Raw genomic sequence first — 18,563 nt, forward strand, 5'->3', positions numbered from 1 at the left:
GAGATAATATTAATATTCAATAAAAGCTGTTACAAATTTATATAATCTGATTCATGATTTTAATAAATTTTGAATTAAGTTATATGAAATTAATATAAATTAATATAGAGAGATGATTGATATGATTAATAAGCGTTTTTATGGTAAAAATATTTTAATAGTTGGAGGTAATAGTGGAATAGGCTTATCAGCTGCAAAATTATTTGCTCAGGAAGGTGCAAATATTATTATTACTGGTCGTAATGATAAAACATTAAAATCTGCACTAAATGAAATTGGCAAAGATGCTCTATCAATTAAATGTGATGTATCCAGTAATAAACAAATAGAAGAAATGGCATCAATTGTTCGGTCAAAATTCAAAAATTTAGATGTTTTATTTTTTAGTGCTGGACAATGTTCTTTTTCAACAATTGGAAATGTTACTGAAGAGGAATGGCATTGGGTTATGGATGCTAATTTAAAAGGGTTGTTCTTTACAGTTCAAGCTATATTGCAAATGATGAACAATCCAAGTTCAATTGTATTAGCAGGGTCTGTGGCAGGTACTGTTTCTGTAGCATCAGCGCCAGTGTATGGTGCTAGTAAAGCAGGCTTACGTTCATTAGCTAGATCGTTAGCTGCAAGTTTTATTGATAAGGGCATTCGGGTAAATGTTGTAAGTCCAGGACCAACTGATACTCCAGCATATGGTCGTTCTAGAACCCAAGATCACAATCCACTGCATATACTTAATCAAGATTTAGAAAACATCCCTATGAAACGTCTAGCAATGCCAGAAGAAGTTGCCAAAGCCGTACTATTTTTAGCAAGCTCTGATTCAAGTTTTACAAATGGAGCTGAAATTTTTGTAGACGGTGGTGAAGTTAATTTAGCTTAAAAAAATTGTAATATACTAATTATTGGATAATAAACTATGAATATGTATGATGATTCAAACGAAATGATATCTTTAGATACTTCTGAACATAAAGTTATTACTTCAGATAATAAATTGAATAAGAGTATTAGTTTAGATAGACAACCTAATTGGGATTTTTCTTCGGAACAAGGAATATCAGCTCCCGAAATATTTGCTAAATTATGTAAAGAAGAAGGACTGGCAGCTTTATTCTGTGCACCCGGTAATTATGCTATTACCCATGCTATGGCTGAAGCAGGTATAACTAGTTATGGGGGGCGTACTGAAGGTGGGATGTGTTCTGCAGCTGATGGCTTTTATCGTGCTTCAGGTGAGATAGCTGCATGCTCTGGCACTGAAGGCCCTGGATTTGCTAATATGATGATGGGTATTTCGGCGGCATGGGCTGCAAGAACTCCATTATTAATACTAGCAAGTAATTGTACAACTACTTATGAAGATCGTGATTTCGAGATTCAAAACTTGCCACAACAATCAATGTCAGAAGGTATTCGTAAATATGGAAAGCGAATTATTGTTCCTGAAAGAATCTATGAATATGGTGCGCATGCATTTCGTCATCTAAAAACAGGTATACCTGGACCCGTGCATTTAGACTTTACGGAAGAGGTGTGTAATGCTCATTTTAAAGATAAATCGCAATTGAGTGATTTTTGGAGTAAACATCTTTATCGTTCTGAAAATATAGCGACCCCACACTTAAAAGATATTGAGGATGTTGTAAATTATATTGAAAAATCAGAACGCCCAATGATTATTGCAGGACATGGAGTATTCCATCGACATGCTTCAGAAGAACTAAGAAAAGCTGCTGAAAAAAATGATATTGCTGTAGCAATTTCTGGTCCTAATAGGGGTCATTTCCCTGATGAACATCCTTTATCTATGAGTTTGTCACCTAGTGCTGTAAAAAATGCAGATCTTGTTATTTTTGTTGGACAGTATTGTATGCCTAGTCCAATCGAATACACAATAACTGAAAATGTAAAAACGATTCGTGTACATCCCTCAGCAGAAGATTTAGGCCGAAATTGGCCAGTTGATCTCGGCGTGGTAGGTGATGAGCGTTTATTTTTTGAAATGTTAGCTAATGCATTACCGTTAAAGAGCCGTCCAGAATGGACAAGTGAAATTAAAATTTCACGTATACAATACGAAAAAGATTTAGATAATGATTATAAGATTGGGTTGAAATATAGTAGAGAAAACGCTGTGCACCCTGCGGTAATTGGAAAAGAAATATACGAGTTTTTCTTCAATGGTGATATTGATCCTAGACAAACAGTGACTGGTTCAGGCGGTTTTACCCATCAGCGCTATATTCCCCCACGGTTTCGTGCATTTCGCCCAGGCCAAACTATTGTTAATTTATATCAAATGGGTGCATTAGGAACTGCGATACCTATGATGATTGGGGCAACAGCAGCGATTAAACAAGGAGTGGGGGTTCAAAAAGAATTTAAAGGAGCTCCTGTTTTAGTTCAATGTGGGGACTCTGAATTAGGATACAGTTTACTTGAATTGGAAACAGCCGTCATGTACAAATTGCCTTTAATTGTTATTGTTTATAATAATAATAGTTGGGGGACATGGTTTAATACGAATAGCTCTGAAGCTGAAAAATTACATCATATGCGTGAAAATACTCGTTATGATGTTATGGCGGAACAATTAGGCGTACATGGCGAGTATGTTACAAATCCAAAAGATATGAGAGCAGCTTTACAGCGATGCTATAAAATTGCTGCAAAAGAAAGTAAACCTTGTTTAATTAATGTTCAGGCAATTCGTGAATTTTCTTCTGCAAAATTATACCCACCTGGTTACACTACTGTACCTGAACCAGGAATTGCTAGTTACCAACATTAATTAAAGAAAAATTGTATTTATTAATTTAAGATTATATTAAAGTCCTTTTATAAGGACTTTAATATCTTAAAAGGTCATTAAAATTACTAATATATTCTTTATATAAATTTGGATTTTATAATTTGTAAATTATAACCGCTGTAAAAATAAAATCTTTATAAAATTTAAATAGACCACTAAATTGTCTGCCTTTTTTTAAATTTGAATTTAAGTCTACATTTAATTTAATAGTAAATATATTCTTTTGAAAATCAATTGATACTATTTCTGCTGCATCAAAACCAAAATAACATTTAGCTTCAAAATATATCGCTTTAAATAAACTTTCTTTAGCCGAAAAGATTAGAGTAGCTATATTGTGATCTAGAGTTTTATATTTTTTCAGTAATTTATATTCAGCTCCTGTTAAAATCGAACTAGTAATATTATTAAACAAGTCACTATTAAACCAGTTTTCAATATCGATACCTATACTTCTTATTTCATCGGTATGTGAAACTACACACATTGCATTTGTTGATGTATGGCTAATTGAACCTGTAAAAAGTTGAGGCCATATAGGTATCCCATGCTGTCCTATAAATACTTCATTATCACTACTATATTCTAATAATCTTAAAGCTTTTTGGACTGCATAACGACCAGCAGTGTATTCAGCTTTCCTCTTAATAGCAACATATTTCAATGATTCAGGTAAATGTTTTCCTAGTAATTTAAAAGTTACATTATCATTATAATAATTATACAAAAAATCTATTTGTATACAAATACCAGGTAATCCATTTATTTTATGTTGGTATATTTTTTTTATAAAATAATTGGTTGAATCTACTTCCATCTTTTTAAATCTCATTTAAAAGGCTATAATTTATATATGTTACGTTTTATCTGCTTTAAATTTATTCTTAATAATTATACAGTAAAATATTTAATATAGAATATTTATACTGAAAGAATGATACTAATTTTATTGCTCCAAAATGAAGATTATTTAAGAAAAAACTTATTTATAACTATTAATAACGGATCTAATCACTTCTTGAACATCCAAAATTGCTTTGTCCTTTAGAGATGTTTTTCTACATGAAAGAACCATTGGGTAGGTCGGTATCGAAATTGGACATTTTGTATAAATAAGTGAGGGTACAATTTCAGAAATTTTTCTTGCAGCATGGGTTGGAAGCGTACAAACAGTTCCTTTCCTTTTTAATAACCAAGGAATAGCTGCGAAATGAGAGGTAGATGCAAATATATGTCTGGTTTTATTTAATTTTGTTAAATGTTCGTCAACTATTCCGATCTGTGCTGTATTAGAAATTAATAAATGTTCAAAACCCAAAAACTTTTCTAAGGTCAAATCAACAGCATCTTCAGGGTGAGTTACTAAACAAGAATAATCACCTAAAACCATTAATTCTCGATACAGAGAGTGATAGTAGATTCCACCAGAAGTTACACCAATATCAACATTATGTTTTACTAACATTTCAGCAATAATATGCATGTATGTCTGTTTTATCACTATTCTATAATGCGGAAATTTTAATCTAACTTGCTCTATAATCTCTTGTGCAAACGCAATTTCAAAATCATCTGACATACCAAGGGTAATAATTCGCTGCTGTAAAGCATTGGTATTATCAGGTAGAGATAGCAGCGTTTCCTTAAAAATATTTAAGGCATTACTGACTAAGGGCTTTAAAGCATGAGCTTTAGTTGTTGGCGCAAGTCCTCGACCAGTCCGTTGGAAAAGTGGATCTTGGTAAATGTCTCTAAGTCGTCTTAAAGATGCACTGACCGCAGATTGAGTAATTCCTAAACGTTCTGCTGCACGCGAAGCATTCTGCTCTTCATATAGGACTTCAAAGCACTTCAATAGATTTAAGTCGATTTGTGCGATATTAATTTCATTCATATCTGATAGTGCCTAAATCCTATTCCACAAAGATGGTGATTATATAACAATGAACTCAGACGTAATGAACGGAACTTATATGGAAAGTGATAGTTAAGATTCTTATTTACGTAATACTTTATCAATAGATATCAATTTTATGGTCAAAAGATATTGATATCATTATTGATTTTTAACCTGATCTAGGAAATAGGATTGATCAGGTTTATTTGGAAAAATATGATTAAGGACTGATTCTATGACAGATTATCTTTTAAATCTAGCTTTTCGATGAGTTAAACACTCTAGACAATTGAACCCCCCGTTATATTTAAATCTAAACACATATGAATGTTGTTTATAGGGGATTCGTTTGCCAAAAAAATGCAGGGATGTGTTCAAGCACAAGCATTTTAAAGTTTCGATATAGGAATTCGACATGTTAAAAAAACTACATGTGCAGGTAATTATTGCAATTATTGCTGCCATTATTTTGGGTTTAGTCTCCCCTGAATGGGCAAAGGCAATGAAGCCATTAGGTCAAGCATTTATTGCTTTACTAAAAATGCTTTTAGCTCCTTTGATTTTTCTTACCTTGGTTCATGGTTTAACTCATATTAAAGATATGAAAAAACTGGGCCGTTTGGGTGTTAAGTCGCTTATTTATTTTGAAGTGCTAACAACTGTAGCAATGCTGATTGGCTTTGTGTTTGTCAATGTGTTGCAACCTGGTTTAGGGCTTCATGCAACGGACTTAGCCGAACCTGACGCAGCAAAGGGCTCAGCAACGCTTTCAGCGGTTGATTTCTTCTTAAATATGATTCCCCATACCATCGTAGATGCTTTTGCGACTGGAAACGTATTACAAGTATTGGTTGTTTCAATTTTAGCAGGTATGGCTATCAATTTATGTTGTGGTCCAGACTCTGTCATTGTTAAAGGAATTGATGAAGCACAAACCATCTTGTTCAAGATGCTCGGCTTTATCATGAAGCTTGCTCCACTCGGTGCTTTTGGTGCGATGTCGGCTGCAATTGGTAGTTACGGCGGTGAAACACTTATTTATTTAATGAAATTAATTGGTGTTTTCTACGCAGCGTGCTTCTTCTTTATCGTATTCGCCCTTGGCACAGTTACGTGGATTATTGGTCTACCTTTCCTCACCATTTTAAAAGTGATTCGTGACGAAATACTTTTGGTATTCGGTACAGCATCTGGTGAAGTTGCCTTTCCTAAACTGATTGAAAAACTCAAGAAAACTGGTTGTGATGAAGCCGTTGTCGGGTTCGTATTACCTACAGGTTATAGCTTTAACTTAGATGGCACAGCCTTATATATGGCAATTGCTGTGGGCTTTATCGCACAAGCGACTGACACGCCTTTGAGCTTAATCGACCAACTGGTTCTATTAGCAATTTTAAGCTTTACCTCAAAAGGTGGAACTACTGTTGCTGGAGGCGCCTTTATTAAATTGGCGGCGACTTTACAGTCTGTAAAAACTTTACCGTTAGGTGGTTTGGGACTGTTATTTGGTGTTGACCGAATTATGGCAACCATCATGGCAATTACCAACATTATTGGAAACACGCTTGCGGTCTATGCGGTTGCTCGTTGGGAAAATGCTTTCGATGCTGATGCCTTTGAAAAACAAACAGGTAAAAGACCTAAGCGTAGTTTGCTAGGGGCGAAAGATTCTTTGGTAGAGACGCCATTAGCTTCTGATTCAAATCAATCAAGTTAAGTTTTAGATAAATCCAATTAATTATCTCAACTTCTTATATCGAGAATAGACATGCGTTTAAAAGCTATCGACCCAGAACATTTAACTGCTGAACAACAGGTTGTATTCGATGCAATTGCAAGTGGTCCACGTAAAGGTGTGCGAGGTCCTTTAGCGATCTGGTTGCATCGTTCCAAGTTAGCCAATTTAGCCCAAAGTCTTGGTCAATATTGCCGATACGATAGTTGTTTAGAGCCGCGTTTGAGTGAATTAGCCATCTTACTAATGGGTAGACACTGGCTCGCTGAATATGAATGGGCTGCTCATAAACCTTATGCAATTGAAGCAGGTCTAAGTACAGACGTCATTGAAGCAATTCGTTTAGGTGAGCAACCCGCATTTATTCATAAAGACGAACAATTAATTTATCAGTTCATTTATGAGCTTCATGAAACTAAAAGGGTTTCTGAACAGATCTATAGAGAAATAGAGCAACTACTTGGAACAGATACCTTAATTGATTTGGTCGCGATAGCAGGTTATTACACCCTGATTTCTATGACGATTAATGTTTTCGAGGTTCCACCCCCAGCAGGTGTAACTCCTGAATTACCAACCCCAGAAGCAGGAATTTAATATGTTTGATGAAATTAATCCTCAAGGACGTTTGAAAGATAAAGTTGCAATCATTACAGGTGCCGGTTGTGTTGGTCCAGGTTGGGGAAATGGTCGTGCAGCGGCAGTACTTTTTGCAAAAGCAGGGGCAAAAATTTTTGCTGTAGATCGTTCGATTGATGCAATGCAAGAGACTTTAAATCGAATTCAAAACTTCGGTGGTGAAGTGACACCTTTTGCATGTGATGTGACTGACAGTGAGTCAGTTCAAACCATGGTTGAAGCCTGTGTAGAGAAATATGGTCGTGTCGATATTTTAGTAAATAACGTAGGTGGCTCTGCCGCTGGTGGAGCTGTTGCGTTATCAGAAGAAGCTTGGAACAAACAACTCGACTTAAATTTAAAAAGCGTCTTTTTAACTTGTAAACACACCATTCCATATATGGAGCAACAAGGCGGTGGTTCGATTGTAAATACGGCTTCAACTTCTGGAATCCGTTTTACAGGTGCTCCGCAAGTTGCCTATGCCGCAAGTAAAGCCGCGATTATTCAATTATCAAAAGTGACTGCTGTCGAATATGCCTCTAAAGGAATACGCGTAAACACTGTCTTGCCTGGTCAATTACATACCCCGATGGTTGAGGTTCGTTTAGCAGGACAACGGACTGGCGGTGATGTCGATCAATTGCTTGAAAGTCGTTTAAAACGAATTCCCGCAGGCTTTATGGGAGATGGTCGTGATACAGCTTTTGCTGCTCTGTTTCTAGCAAGTGATGAAGCCCGTTTTGTTACTGGAACAGAAATTGTGGTCGATGGCGGAATGACTGCACGTTGTGATTAAGGTGAATTCTGAGTAACTCCAAATATGTGAGGTGCATGGAATATTTGTTGAACCTAATAAGATTTGTTTAGGAAGTACTATGTCATTTAATTTGCCAAAAGGTTCATGGGATTGCCATTTTCATATATACGGGCCTTTTGATCGCTTTCCGTTACCTGAAGATGCTGCATATCATCCTGAACCAGCAACATTTAAGCAGTTGCTTGAATTACACAAAAGTTTAGGAATTGCACACGGTGTTTTTGTTCAAGCCGTCGCCTATGGTTCAGATAACTTCATCATTTTAGATGCGATTGAACAAAGTAACTTTAATTATCGAGGTGTTGCTTTAGTAGATCACGATATTACAGATGAGCAACTTGTTGAATTAAAGCAAGGCGGTATTTGTGGTATTCGCTTTAACATGATGGGGCATTTGCCGGGAAGCCGTGATCCGCAAGTATTACGTAGCTTGGTTGAACGAGTTGCAAAGCTCGGATTGCATATTCAGATACACGGCAAAATTGAAGATATTTTACCTGCGATTGAAGCTTGGCATGACATAGATGTCGATATTGTGATTGATCATATGGCGCGACCTAATTTGCTTGACTCACAAGATGCAGCAAATACTTTTACCAAGTTGCAACAAGTCATGATGAATCCGAAGCGTTGGCTAAAAATTTCCGGAATTGACCGCGCAATGAATGGGCAGCCTGCCAGCACTTGGGAGGCTTCACTGAATTGGGTTCAGAAGTTAATCAAACTTGCGCCAAACCGAGTGGTATGGGGAACAGATTGGCCACATCCAAATTTGAAAGGTGAAGTTCCTAATGATGATGAGCTTTTAAAGTTTGCATTAAAAGCACTCGATACACCCGAATTAAAACAAGCCGTATTTGTCGATAATCCACGAAATTTATATTTCAGAGAAAATTAATGTTTTAAAACCAATGAAGTATTCATTGACTGAATACTTCTTTACTTAAAAGGAAGTTAAAAATGAGTTTAAAAAAACTAGTCTCAGGAATGGGCTTATCAATTGCTATGGTCGTGCCAGCACATGCAGCGCAATTAAATGTTATTGCATCTGGTTCTTTTCATGGTGCGATGGATACTCTTATTCCAATGTATGAAAAATTAACTGGAAATACGGTTCATATCGAATGGGGACCTTCTGCCGGAAAGTCTCCTGAATCATTACCAATGCGAATTAAAAACAATGAAAAGATGGACTTGGCTATTATTTTGGATGATGCACTTAAATCTAATGAATTAAGTCAAAATTTTGACTTATCTAGTCGTACTGAATTGGCAAATTCAAAAATTGGTTTAGCTGTAAGTAAAGGCACTAAAGTGCCACCGTTAAAAAATGAATCAGACCTAAAGGCAGCCTTATTGTCAGCCCAAAAAGTTGCCTACTCTCAAGGTTCAAGTGGTGTCTATATTCGTTCAACATTATTCAAAAAATTGAATATTGAACAAGAAATGCAAACAAAGGGGCTTGAGGTTCCGGGTAAAAAGCTGGTCGGAGAAGTGTTAGCAGAACATCAGGCTGATGTCGGAATGCAACAGATTAGTGAGCTTAAGCATACTAAAGGGATTACCTTTGTTGCACCTTTACCTGAAAGTTTGCAATACGTTAGTAAGTTTTCATCAGTGATTTCTAAAAAAGCTGAACATCCTGAAATCGCAGCTCAATTTATACAATTTTTAAAATCTAAACAAGCAGCAAGTATTTTGACCAGTAGCGGTTTAGAACCAATTGGTAAGTGAGGAATCACCATGAAGAAATACTTAACTGCAATTTTATCGACATCATTGAGCCTCATGGGATGCTCAAGTCTTGATAAGGTTGAATCTAATATGGATCAAGCAAATTTAATTTCAAATTTCTCTGTTCATAAAAAGCAGATCCAACAAGGTGATGTCTCAATTGAGTTCTATGTGCAAGGGAAGGGCCCCGTAATTGTATTATTGCCTTCGTTAAGTCGTGGAGCTAGGGATTTTGATGTTGTTGCAGATTATCTTGCAAAATCAGGCTTTAAAGTAATACGTCCTGAACCTAGAGGTATCAATGGCAGTACAGGGCCTTTAGAGAATTTAACTCTCCACGATTTTGCTGCTGACGTTGCTTTAGTTTTGGATGCTGAAAAAACTGGTCCAGTGGTAGTCGTTGGACATGCGTGGGGAAGTCAGCCTGCACGTATGCTTGCTGCTGATCGACCAGATCTGGTTCGCGGTATTGTCATGGCCGCTGCTTCAGCAGGTAAGTTACCTAAAGATTCAACTGAAAAACCGTATGGGCGTTTACGAGATGCAATTGATAACGCAGGGAATTATAAGCTTCCTCAAGAACAACGTATCACATATCTAAAACAAGCTTTCTTCGCACCTATGAATGATCCACATGTGTGGTTAAACGGTTGGTATGAAAAAAACCATGCTGCTGAAGCTCATGCACGAATTGTAACGCCAATTGATGAGTATTTTTCAGGTGGGAAAACGGTTCCAATCCTTGATTTACAAGGAGAGTACGATGCCGTTGTCGTCAAAAATGTAATGAAAGAGTATTTGCCTGAACGAGTTGTTGAACAGGTCATCAAAAACGCAGGTCATGCGATGGTACCAGAACAACCAGAAGCGATGGCAAATGCGATAGTCAAATTTTCCAAACAAGTTTATTCAGCCAATTAGTTGACTTAAATCTGCTTATTTAATTTTTAAACCACAATCATCTAAAACATGGAGTTGATTAAGATGAACAAAACCTTAGCTATTTTATCTACAGCAATATTATTAGCCACAGCAACGGTTACGGAAGCAAAGCAAACAAACGTTACACCAGCAACGCATACGGCAGCTGCCTCTAAGGTAAGCAATGTGCCTTATGAGATGGTGAAGTATGGTGATGTCTCTATTCAAGCTTATGTACAAGGTAAGGGGCCAACCATTGTGATTATGTCGTCACTAGGGCGTTCTGTACGTGACTATGACGTAGTTGCACAAGATTTAGTTAAACAAGGCTTTAGAGTGATTCGACCTGAAGTTCGTGGAATTGGTTTAAGCCGTGGTCCAATGGAAAAACTGCATATCCAAGATTATGGAAATGATGTTGCAGCAGTGATCGAACATTTTAAAGCTGGTCCTGCAATTGTAGTCGGTCATGCATGGGGCAATTTCCCAACCCGTATGGTTGCAACGCAACGTCCAGATTTGGTTAAAGGGGTGGTGTTAGCAGGCGCTTCCGCAGGTAAAGTGCCTGAGGGATATAAAGGTAAACCAATTGGTCCTGAAATTCGTGAGGCGATTGATAATGCTGGAAATGAAGAGCTTCCAGAAGCTAAGCGTATTGAATATTTAAAACGTGCATTCTTTGCACCAATGAATGATCCGCGCGTATGGCTAACTGGTTGGCACCACGAAGCACACGATGCACAAGGTTATGCGCGTAATAACACTCCTGTAGATGACTATTTTGCTGCTGGCAAAGCACCAATTTTAGATATTCAACCAGAATATGACACAGTTGCGCCTAAACCTTTAAGAGGTGTTTTAAAAGGTGCTTTAGGGGATCGAGTGACGATAGTCGAAATTAAAAATGCAGGTCATGCCTTAGTTCCAGAGCAACCGAAAGCTTTAGCGGATGCCATTGGTAAATTTGCTAAACAACAATTCGCGAAAAAATCATAGTTGTTCCTTAAAGAAACGAACGTTCAAGAACGTTCGTTTCTAATCGATTTTGTGCATTAAGGCTTTAAGAGACTTTTCCATATGATTGACAAAAGTAAGTCCTCACTTAGCGAGGTACTATCGCAGATTAAAGATGGTGCAACCATCCTGATTGGTGGTTTCGGTACCGCAGGACAACCCGCTGAACTCATTGACGGACTGATTGAACTGGGTATTAAAGATTTAACGATTGTCAGCAATAACGCCGGTAATGGCGATTATGGTCTGGCTAAACTGCTTAAAGCCGGTTCGGTTAAAAAAGTGATTTGCTCTTTCCCACGCCAGTCAGACTCTTATGTGTTTGATGAGCTGTACCGTGCCGGAAAGGTCGAGCTTGAAGTGGTCCCGCAAGGTAATCTGGCTTGTCGTATTCAGGCAGCGGGTATGGGCCTAGGCGCTGTGTTTACACCAACAGGCTTTGGAACACTTTTAGCTGAAGGCAAAGAAACCCGTGAGATTGATGGGAAAGATTACGTACTTGAATATCCAATCAAGGCTGACTTTGCCTTGATTAAAGCCTACAAGGGTGACCGCTGGGGCAATCTGGTTTACCGTAAATCTGCCCGTAACTTTGGCCCGATTATGGCCATGGCTGCTGATGTCACCATTGTTCAGGTTTCTGAGGTGGTTGAGCTAGGTGGATTAGCTCCAGAGCACATCATCACCCCGGGTATCTTTGTACAGCACGTTGTACAAGTAGCGCCAGCACAGTAAGCAATAAGGAGAAATAACATGAGCTACCAGAAACTCAGCCGTGACCAGATTGCAAAACGTGTGGCACAAGATATTCCAGATGGTGCCTATGTGAACTTGGGTATTGGCTTACCGACCAAGATCGCGAGCTACTTACCTAACGATAAAGATATTTTTCTTCATTCTGAAAATGGCCTGTTGGCTTTTGGCCCACCGCCAGCGGCAGGTGAAGAAGATCCTGAACTGATTAATGCGGGTAAAGAATTTGTGACCATGCTTGAAGGCGGCAGTTTTTTCCACCATGGCGACTCATTTGCGATGATGCGTGGTGGTCACCTTGATATTGCAGTACTCGGTGCATTTCAGGTTGCTGCGAATGGTGACTTGGCGAACTGGCACACGGGGGCACCCGATGCGATTCCTGCGGTTGGGGGTGCGATGGATTTAGCTGTAGGGGCTAAGAAAGTATTTATCACTACAGACCATGTGACTAAACAAGGTGAACCGAAGATTGTGGCTGAGCTGAGCTATCCGGTGACGGGTAAAAAATGTGTTGACCGTATTTACACCGACCTGTGTGTGATTGACGTGACCCAAGATGGTTTAAAGGTGATTGAGAAAGTGGAAGGTCTTAGCTTTGATGAGTTACAGGCTTTGACTGGTGCAACTTTGATTGATGCGACTTAAGGGTAAGGAAGTAGGGAAATGACATTAAAAAATGCTTATATCATCGATGCCATCCGTACACCATTCGGCCGTTACGCCGGTGGCCTTACACTTGTTCGTGCCGATGACCTTGGTGCTGTGCCGATTAAAGCACTCATGCAGCGTAACCCAAGTGTAGATTGGGAACAGGTCGATGATTTGATCTATGGCTGTGCTAACCAAGCCGGTGAAGATAACCGTAATGTTGGCCGTATGTCAGCTTTACTTGCAGGTTTACCATATCAAGTACCAGCAACCACCATTAACCGTTTGTGTGGTTCTTCACTCGATGCCATTGCCATTGCTGCTCGTGCCATTAAGGCTGGTGAAGCGAATTTGGTGATTGCAGGTGGTGTGGAAAGCATGAGCCGTGCACCTTATGTGATGGGAAAGTCTGACAGTGCTTTTGGCCGTAGCCAGAAGATTGAAGATACCACCATGGGATGGCGTTTCATTAACCCTAAACTTAAAGAATTGTATGGTGTAGACACCATGCCCCAGACTGCCGAAAACGTCGCTGAACAGTTTAACGTCAATCGTGCAGATCAGGACCAGTTTGCCTTGGTGAGCCAACAACGCACCGCAAGCGCGCAAGCCAAAGGCTTTTTTTCTAAAGAAATCGTGCCAGTTGAAATCCCTCAGCGTAAGGGTGATGCTGTTGTGATTGATACCGATGAACATCCTCGTGCATCAACCACCCTTGAAGGTTTGAGCAAACTTAAACCTGTGGTTAAAGCAGATGGCACGGTCACTGCGGGTAATGCTTCAGGCATTAACGATGGTGCAGCAGCTCTACTGATTGCTTCTGATGATGCAGTTCAGGCTTATAACCTAAAACCACGTGCCAAGATCATTGCTTCAACAGCAGTGGGTGTAGAACCACGTATTATGGGCTTTGCTCCGGCACCAGCAATTAAAAAATTACTTAAACAAGCCAACCTGACTTTAGAGCAGATGGATGTAATTGAGCTCAATGAAGCGTTTGCTGCACAAGCTTTGGCAGTGACCCGTGATTTAGGTTTGCCAGATGATTCTGACAAGGTAAATCCAAATGGTGGTGCAATTGCTATAGGCCATCCACTTGGTGCATCAGGTGCACGCCTCGTGACAACAGCCCTAAACCAGCTTGAACAAACAGGTGGTCGCTACGCTTTGTGTTCAATGTGTATTGGGGTAGGTCAAGGAATTGCTTTGATTATTGAACGTGTTATTTAAAAGGAAAGAACTAATGCTATTTTACGTACGAAAAGATGTGATTTTACCTAGCCATTTAACTGAGCAGGAAATTGAAGATATTAAAGCAAGAGAACGTGCTTATTCTCAAGAAATCCAAAGACAAGGTAAATGTCGCCATTTATGGAGAATAACAGGGCAATACGCAAACATTAGTATTTTTGATGTTGAAAGTAATGAAGAGCTACATAATTTATTACAAGGCTTACCACTTTACCCGTACATGAAAATTGAAGTGATGGCTTTAAATAGACATCCATCTTCTGTGAGAGAAGGTGATTATTAAGTATGAGTTTTTTATAAATATGGAAAAGCACTTATTTAATAATAATAGGTGCTCTATTTAAAGAATGCGACAATCATGCATATGAAATAAGTTTTTACTCCTTTTTAGGTTATATTGTTATGTGCCTTATAGTCTGTAATGAGCTTTCTATTCATGATTATAATACTAGTCTCACGTCGTATCGCTAAATTAGTCTGCGCAGTATTCTGAGTTTCATACCATTTGTAGTATGCGTTAGAAAGCCAATTCCAACTGCCAATCACTAATAATCGATCATCTACCAGTAGTACCTTCTCATGAGTGCCTTGTGGAATACGGATAATATTATCTGGGCCAAGTGCTTTGATGTACTTTTGAACCAACTGTTGATCATTGTCATCTTTTTGATTGATTTCTAAGTTGCTGTAACCATAATAAATCCTCACATTGATGCCACGTTTTTTAGCTGCTTTGATTAGATCCAACTGTTTTTGGACTTGTACGTAGTGTGGCTTACGAATCCATGGAACTATAATCACAACAGATTTCTCGGCTTTCTCAAGGTAGTACTCAAATGCTTTGATATGTTGAGCATCATAGATGTGCTTTTCTACAGCAAAGCTTATTGAAAAATCATGGTAACTTGGACTCTGGCTACCAAGCTCTAAATAGAAATCTGAAGACGTGCGTTCAGCTACCATTTTTAATGGACCATTTGTTTGCTTAAGCTTGTGATAGTTACCAATTACAATAAACTGCTGTTTTGCACGAGATACGGCTACGTTAAGCATGTTTGGTCGTGTGTTTTGGAAAGATGGGCTGTCTAACTCATCAAAGATCACTGGACTATAAATAATCACGTCAAAGCCAGTACCTTGGAATTGATGAACTGTGCCAATACGAGTTTCAAATTCACATCCAAGGCGTTTACCATAAGCATTCAACAACAAGCGTTTTTGATCCGCATACGGTGTAATAATACCGACATCAGCCTTCAGGTTGTAACCAGCCTTTTCTAGTTGATTTAATAATTCACCAATGGCACGAACTTCATCTAGGTTTGTCTTTCCAATCGACCTTGAACCATCGACATGGTAGAACATCAAATGATGCCCACCAAATGCATTGAAGGCTTTTTCGATTGATTCCTTAGGCTTGAAAGTAGTGACACTGAGATCTTTATATTCAGCAATATCAATAAACAATTTCGCGATCGGAGCTTGACATCGTCTATGCTCATCTAAAATGATCCCATCACCTATATCGCTGATTTCACCAGTTAAGGTTCCAGCTGCTCGGTGATATGCTGTAACCTGACCGGGACCAAGCATTTTGTATTCCTCGTCATGATTAAGGAAATACTCATTGTAGATTTTTTGAATAGATGGTTTTGAGATTGTGCGGATTGGCTCTAGTTGTAAGGGGTCACCAACGATCATCGCTGTATTACTACGTGACAATACTGGAACTAGATTTTCTACTGAAACCATCCCAGCCTCATCGACTAATACCAAGTTCCAAGGTTTTATGCCTTTAAGATGATCAAGTTTCTTATAACCAGACATTTTGTGTGCTGAAGCTAATGTAGACGCAACAACTGGGTACGCCAATGAAGTGAGATTATAAAAATTTTTACTTTGCTTGATGAATTTACCAAAATTAGGAGTAGGGGTATTTCCACCAAGTAACATGGCTGACCAATGAGATAATGCCTCAATGAGTTCAGGTTTACGCTTCAATTGCTCTTGGTAAAGGAATTGTACAGAATCCTCAAACATCTTGCGATTTAACTCAACCGCCTTTAAACGTAATGCATCTGATAAGTCCTGACATCCTTTAAAGCTTTCATTAAATTGCTTATGAGCGTTTATAAAAGCATTAAAATTGATTGATGTCTGGTGAAGTATATTCAATATTTTAAGTTGCTCAGTTCCATGGTTGAGTTTTCTTTCAAATTCACTTAACTCATCATATCGACTCAATATTTCACAAGAGGCTAAAAGATTAATTCTAGCTGGAGAAAACATTGTAACCAGTTTTAAAAATTGAAGTTTGAAGAAGTCACCAAAAGATAATGTGAACTTACCACGTACTTTTTTATTCAGCATCCAATCTGCGAATTGTGAAGGTGAGAATTTTTTTGGCCAATATGCCAATAAGTTTTTTACACACTCCATAGCAACATTGATTTCATCAATTTGTTCAGACAATTTTTTATTTTCAAAACTAAGTTGATTTTGGCGCTGTTCAAGTATTGCATCTGAATATCCTTTATCTTTTAATTCAGTATCTAACTTTTCACCAAGCTCCATCTGATATTTACTCAAGTCCTCACGAAGTGCTGTGGGATCTAAGTCGCTATTAGGATTAATGAATGGAACAGATGCTTTTTTTTCTTGGAGCAACTGATAATCTTTTTGAAATTGGTTGGCAATCTTATTAATTTCGATGCTACCGGCAATAATTTTCGCTTTAAGAGAATCATATTTATTTTGATCAAAATCATTCGCTTCAAGATGCGAAATATAGGGCTCTAATCGGTTTTTGACTTCATTTTCTATTTTTTGCTTTGAACCGCCATGAAACCAAAGCCAACTTAATTCTTTTGTGAATTCATCTGCTCTTAGATCGGCAATGACGTTATCTACAGCTTTAATCGCTGTAGAGCATACCAACATATTATGATTTTTATCTTCACCACTAATAATTGAAAGTGCACGAGCAGTAATTTGCTGAGCAATTAAGGATTTGAATAGAGTGGTTTTACCAGTACCAGGAGCACCTTGAACTGCAATCAATGGTAATTCAGGTTTTATATTGGCTGCTTGTATTGATTGAAACTGTCCACGTCCTAATGAGTATTCATGCTCAAATAGGCCATAAATTTTGGTCTCATGCACTGGACAGCTTTTGATAATCGATTGGTTCTTGTTAGTTTTACTTAAATAGATATTTAGTAATGGATAATTTTTTGACACATAGTTTTCGCTACTTTGATCAGTTTTTTCTATTTCTGATAATAAATATTTAAAGTCCTCGAGATCGCGGTTACTGCTCAAATCATCATTAATAACTGAAAAGATTAGTCCACTTATATTTGGAGCCAAAAAGATTTGATTGAAGTTATTGTTCTTCATTTGCAGGCGCTCATTTGCCCAACTTAAGAAACCTTCATATACTGATTTAAAGTCTGAGTGTTTGGTATCGCATAGCAAATTAATCATATCAATGAAATTACGAGTTTCATCAATTTGATCTATATCAACATCAAAATAATTCAGCAGTACAGAGATATTCACCTTAATGCTATCGGGTAGATTTGAAGATATATCAAACCCAGTGAATCCATCTCTCACCAAAAAATCCGAAGGAAGTTCTACGATGAATAAGGGAAGATAAAATGTCTCGCGGTTCTTGTGCATCGTAAGCAAAGGAAATGCAAAAGAAAGTTGGTCTCGAATGACCTCTGCATTTAGATCTTCATCAAAAGTTACATATTTTTCTTTGAGATGTGCAATTTGCATTGGATGCAATTCAATAAATACACCATGGCTGTCAACATTCTCAATTAAATCAGAGCCCTTAAAAATAATATTTTGGCAGTTATTAACACCGATCACAGGAATTTTGGACTTTTCACAACCTGTAATCTCTATGAAACGTTGCCAAGCTTTAAGTAAATTTGCCTGATCTAAACTCATTGCTAACTCAAATTATTATTTAAATAAATACTATCATATAGATAAGATTTTATTAGGCACTACGTAATATACATGTCTGTTATATCTACATTTGACGAAATATTTTGTCTTTTACAAAGTGTGGAAAATGGGTATATTCATCGCAATTACCTAATCAAAACATAAGTAAATATCATGTAAGATATATTTTGACTGCGATATAGAGTAAAATTCATCATAGATCAGAATTAATGAATTGAATATCATTTGCTATTTATTTAATTTATGTTCACCTGACGTCTAATTTATAATTCTTATTAAATTTTATGTATATAAAACAAAGTGTTACCAATCATATAAAAGTATAATGTAAAAAACTTCATCAACTTCATTTAAAATTGATTCCATTTTTAAT

At 37.6% G+C, this 18,563-nt stretch carries 16 protein-coding genes; 13 read left to right on the plus strand and 3 right to left on the minus strand.

Annotated elements, in window-relative coordinates; translation table 11 throughout:
• Positions 1-121 precede the first annotated feature (121 nt).
• Positions 122-880: an SDR family oxidoreductase gene (locus tag I8T81_RS09325; protein ID WP_198072714.1), complete on the plus strand. Its 759-nt coding sequence runs from the start codon at positions 122-124 to the stop codon at positions 878-880.
• A gap of 36 nt (positions 881-916) precedes the next feature.
• Positions 917-2,791, plus strand: a complete 1,875-nt coding sequence (locus I8T81_RS09330; RefSeq protein WP_198072715.1) for a thiamine pyrophosphate-binding protein — start codon at positions 917-919, stop codon at positions 2,789-2,791.
• Between the two features lie 115 nt (positions 2,792-2,906).
• On the opposite strand, the gene I8T81_RS09335 is transcribed toward I8T81_RS09330, so the two are convergent.
• Positions 2,907-3,629, minus strand: a complete 723-nt coding sequence (locus tag I8T81_RS09335) for a 4'-phosphopantetheinyl transferase family protein (protein ID WP_198072716.1) — start codon at positions 3,627-3,629, stop codon at positions 2,907-2,909.
• 165 nt (positions 3,630-3,794) lie between these two features.
• Positions 3,795-4,706 carry a LysR family transcriptional regulator gene (locus I8T81_RS09340; RefSeq protein ID WP_198072717.1) on the minus strand — a complete coding sequence of 304 codons (912 nt, stop codon included), beginning with the start codon at positions 4,704-4,706 and terminating at the stop codon, positions 3,795-3,797.
• A 418-nt stretch (positions 4,707-5,124) separates the two neighbouring features.
• Between I8T81_RS09340 and I8T81_RS09345 the strand changes: the two genes are divergently transcribed.
• The 11 genes from I8T81_RS09345 (at position 5,125) to catC (ending at position 14,489) form a co-directional block, all read left to right on the plus strand.
• Positions 5,125-6,426, plus strand: a complete 1,302-nt coding sequence (locus tag I8T81_RS09345; protein ID WP_198072718.1) for a cation:dicarboxylate symporter family transporter — start codon at positions 5,125-5,127, stop codon at positions 6,424-6,426.
• A gap of 51 nt (positions 6,427-6,477) precedes the next feature.
• Positions 6,478-7,041, plus strand: coding sequence for a carboxymuconolactone decarboxylase family protein (locus tag I8T81_RS09350; RefSeq protein WP_198072719.1), 564 nt, complete (start codon positions 6,478-6,480; stop codon positions 7,039-7,041).
• Position 7,042: 1 nt separating this feature from the next.
• Positions 7,043-7,861, plus strand: coding sequence for an SDR family NAD(P)-dependent oxidoreductase (locus tag I8T81_RS09355; protein WP_198072720.1), 819 nt, complete (start codon positions 7,043-7,045; stop codon positions 7,859-7,861).
• 79 nt (positions 7,862-7,940) lie between these two features.
• On the plus strand, positions 7,941-8,780 hold the full coding sequence (locus I8T81_RS09360) for an amidohydrolase family protein (RefSeq protein WP_198072721.1): 840 nt from the start codon (positions 7,941-7,943) through the stop codon (positions 8,778-8,780).
• A gap of 62 nt (positions 8,781-8,842) precedes the next feature.
• Complete coding sequence (locus I8T81_RS09365) at positions 8,843-9,616, plus strand: substrate-binding domain-containing protein (protein WP_198072722.1); 774 nt, start codon at positions 8,843-8,845, stop codon at positions 9,614-9,616.
• A gap of 9 nt (positions 9,617-9,625) precedes the next feature.
• Positions 9,626-10,537 (plus strand): alpha/beta fold hydrolase, encoded by a 912-nt coding sequence (locus I8T81_RS09370; protein ID WP_265091528.1) that lies wholly within the window; start codon positions 9,626-9,628, stop codon positions 10,535-10,537.
• A gap of 63 nt (positions 10,538-10,600) precedes the next feature.
• Positions 10,601-11,533, plus strand: a complete 933-nt coding sequence (locus tag I8T81_RS09375) for an alpha/beta fold hydrolase (protein WP_033847748.1) — start codon at positions 10,601-10,603, stop codon at positions 11,531-11,533.
• A gap of 81 nt (positions 11,534-11,614) precedes the next feature.
• A complete protein-coding gene (locus I8T81_RS09380) occupies positions 11,615-12,286 on the plus strand; it encodes a 3-oxoacid CoA-transferase subunit A (RefSeq protein ID WP_198072723.1) in 672 nt (223 codons plus the stop codon).
• A gap of 18 nt (positions 12,287-12,304) precedes the next feature.
• Complete coding sequence (locus tag I8T81_RS09385) at positions 12,305-12,952, plus strand: 3-oxoacid CoA-transferase subunit B (protein WP_198072724.1); 648 nt, start codon at positions 12,305-12,307, stop codon at positions 12,950-12,952.
• An 18-nt stretch (positions 12,953-12,970) separates the two neighbouring features.
• A complete protein-coding gene (gene pcaF / locus I8T81_RS09390) occupies positions 12,971-14,185 on the plus strand; it encodes a 3-oxoadipyl-CoA thiolase (RefSeq protein ID WP_198072725.1) in 1,215 nt (404 codons plus the stop codon).
• A 13-nt stretch (positions 14,186-14,198) separates the two neighbouring features.
• Positions 14,199-14,489, plus strand: a complete 291-nt coding sequence (catC, locus tag I8T81_RS09395) for a muconolactone Delta-isomerase (RefSeq protein ID WP_100192779.1) — start codon at positions 14,199-14,201, stop codon at positions 14,487-14,489.
• Between the two features lie 104 nt (positions 14,490-14,593).
• Here catC and I8T81_RS09400 read toward each other — a convergent pair whose 3' ends face one another.
• Positions 14,594-18,169: an AAA domain-containing protein gene (locus I8T81_RS09400; RefSeq protein ID WP_198072726.1), complete on the minus strand. Its 3,576-nt coding sequence runs from the start codon at positions 18,167-18,169 to the stop codon at positions 14,594-14,596.
• Between the last annotated feature and the right edge of the window lie 394 nt (positions 18,170-18,563).

It is taken from the genome of Acinetobacter seifertii (genome assembly GCF_016064815.1).
Lineage (GTDB): Bacteria > Pseudomonadota > Gammaproteobacteria > Pseudomonadales > Moraxellaceae > Acinetobacter > Acinetobacter seifertii.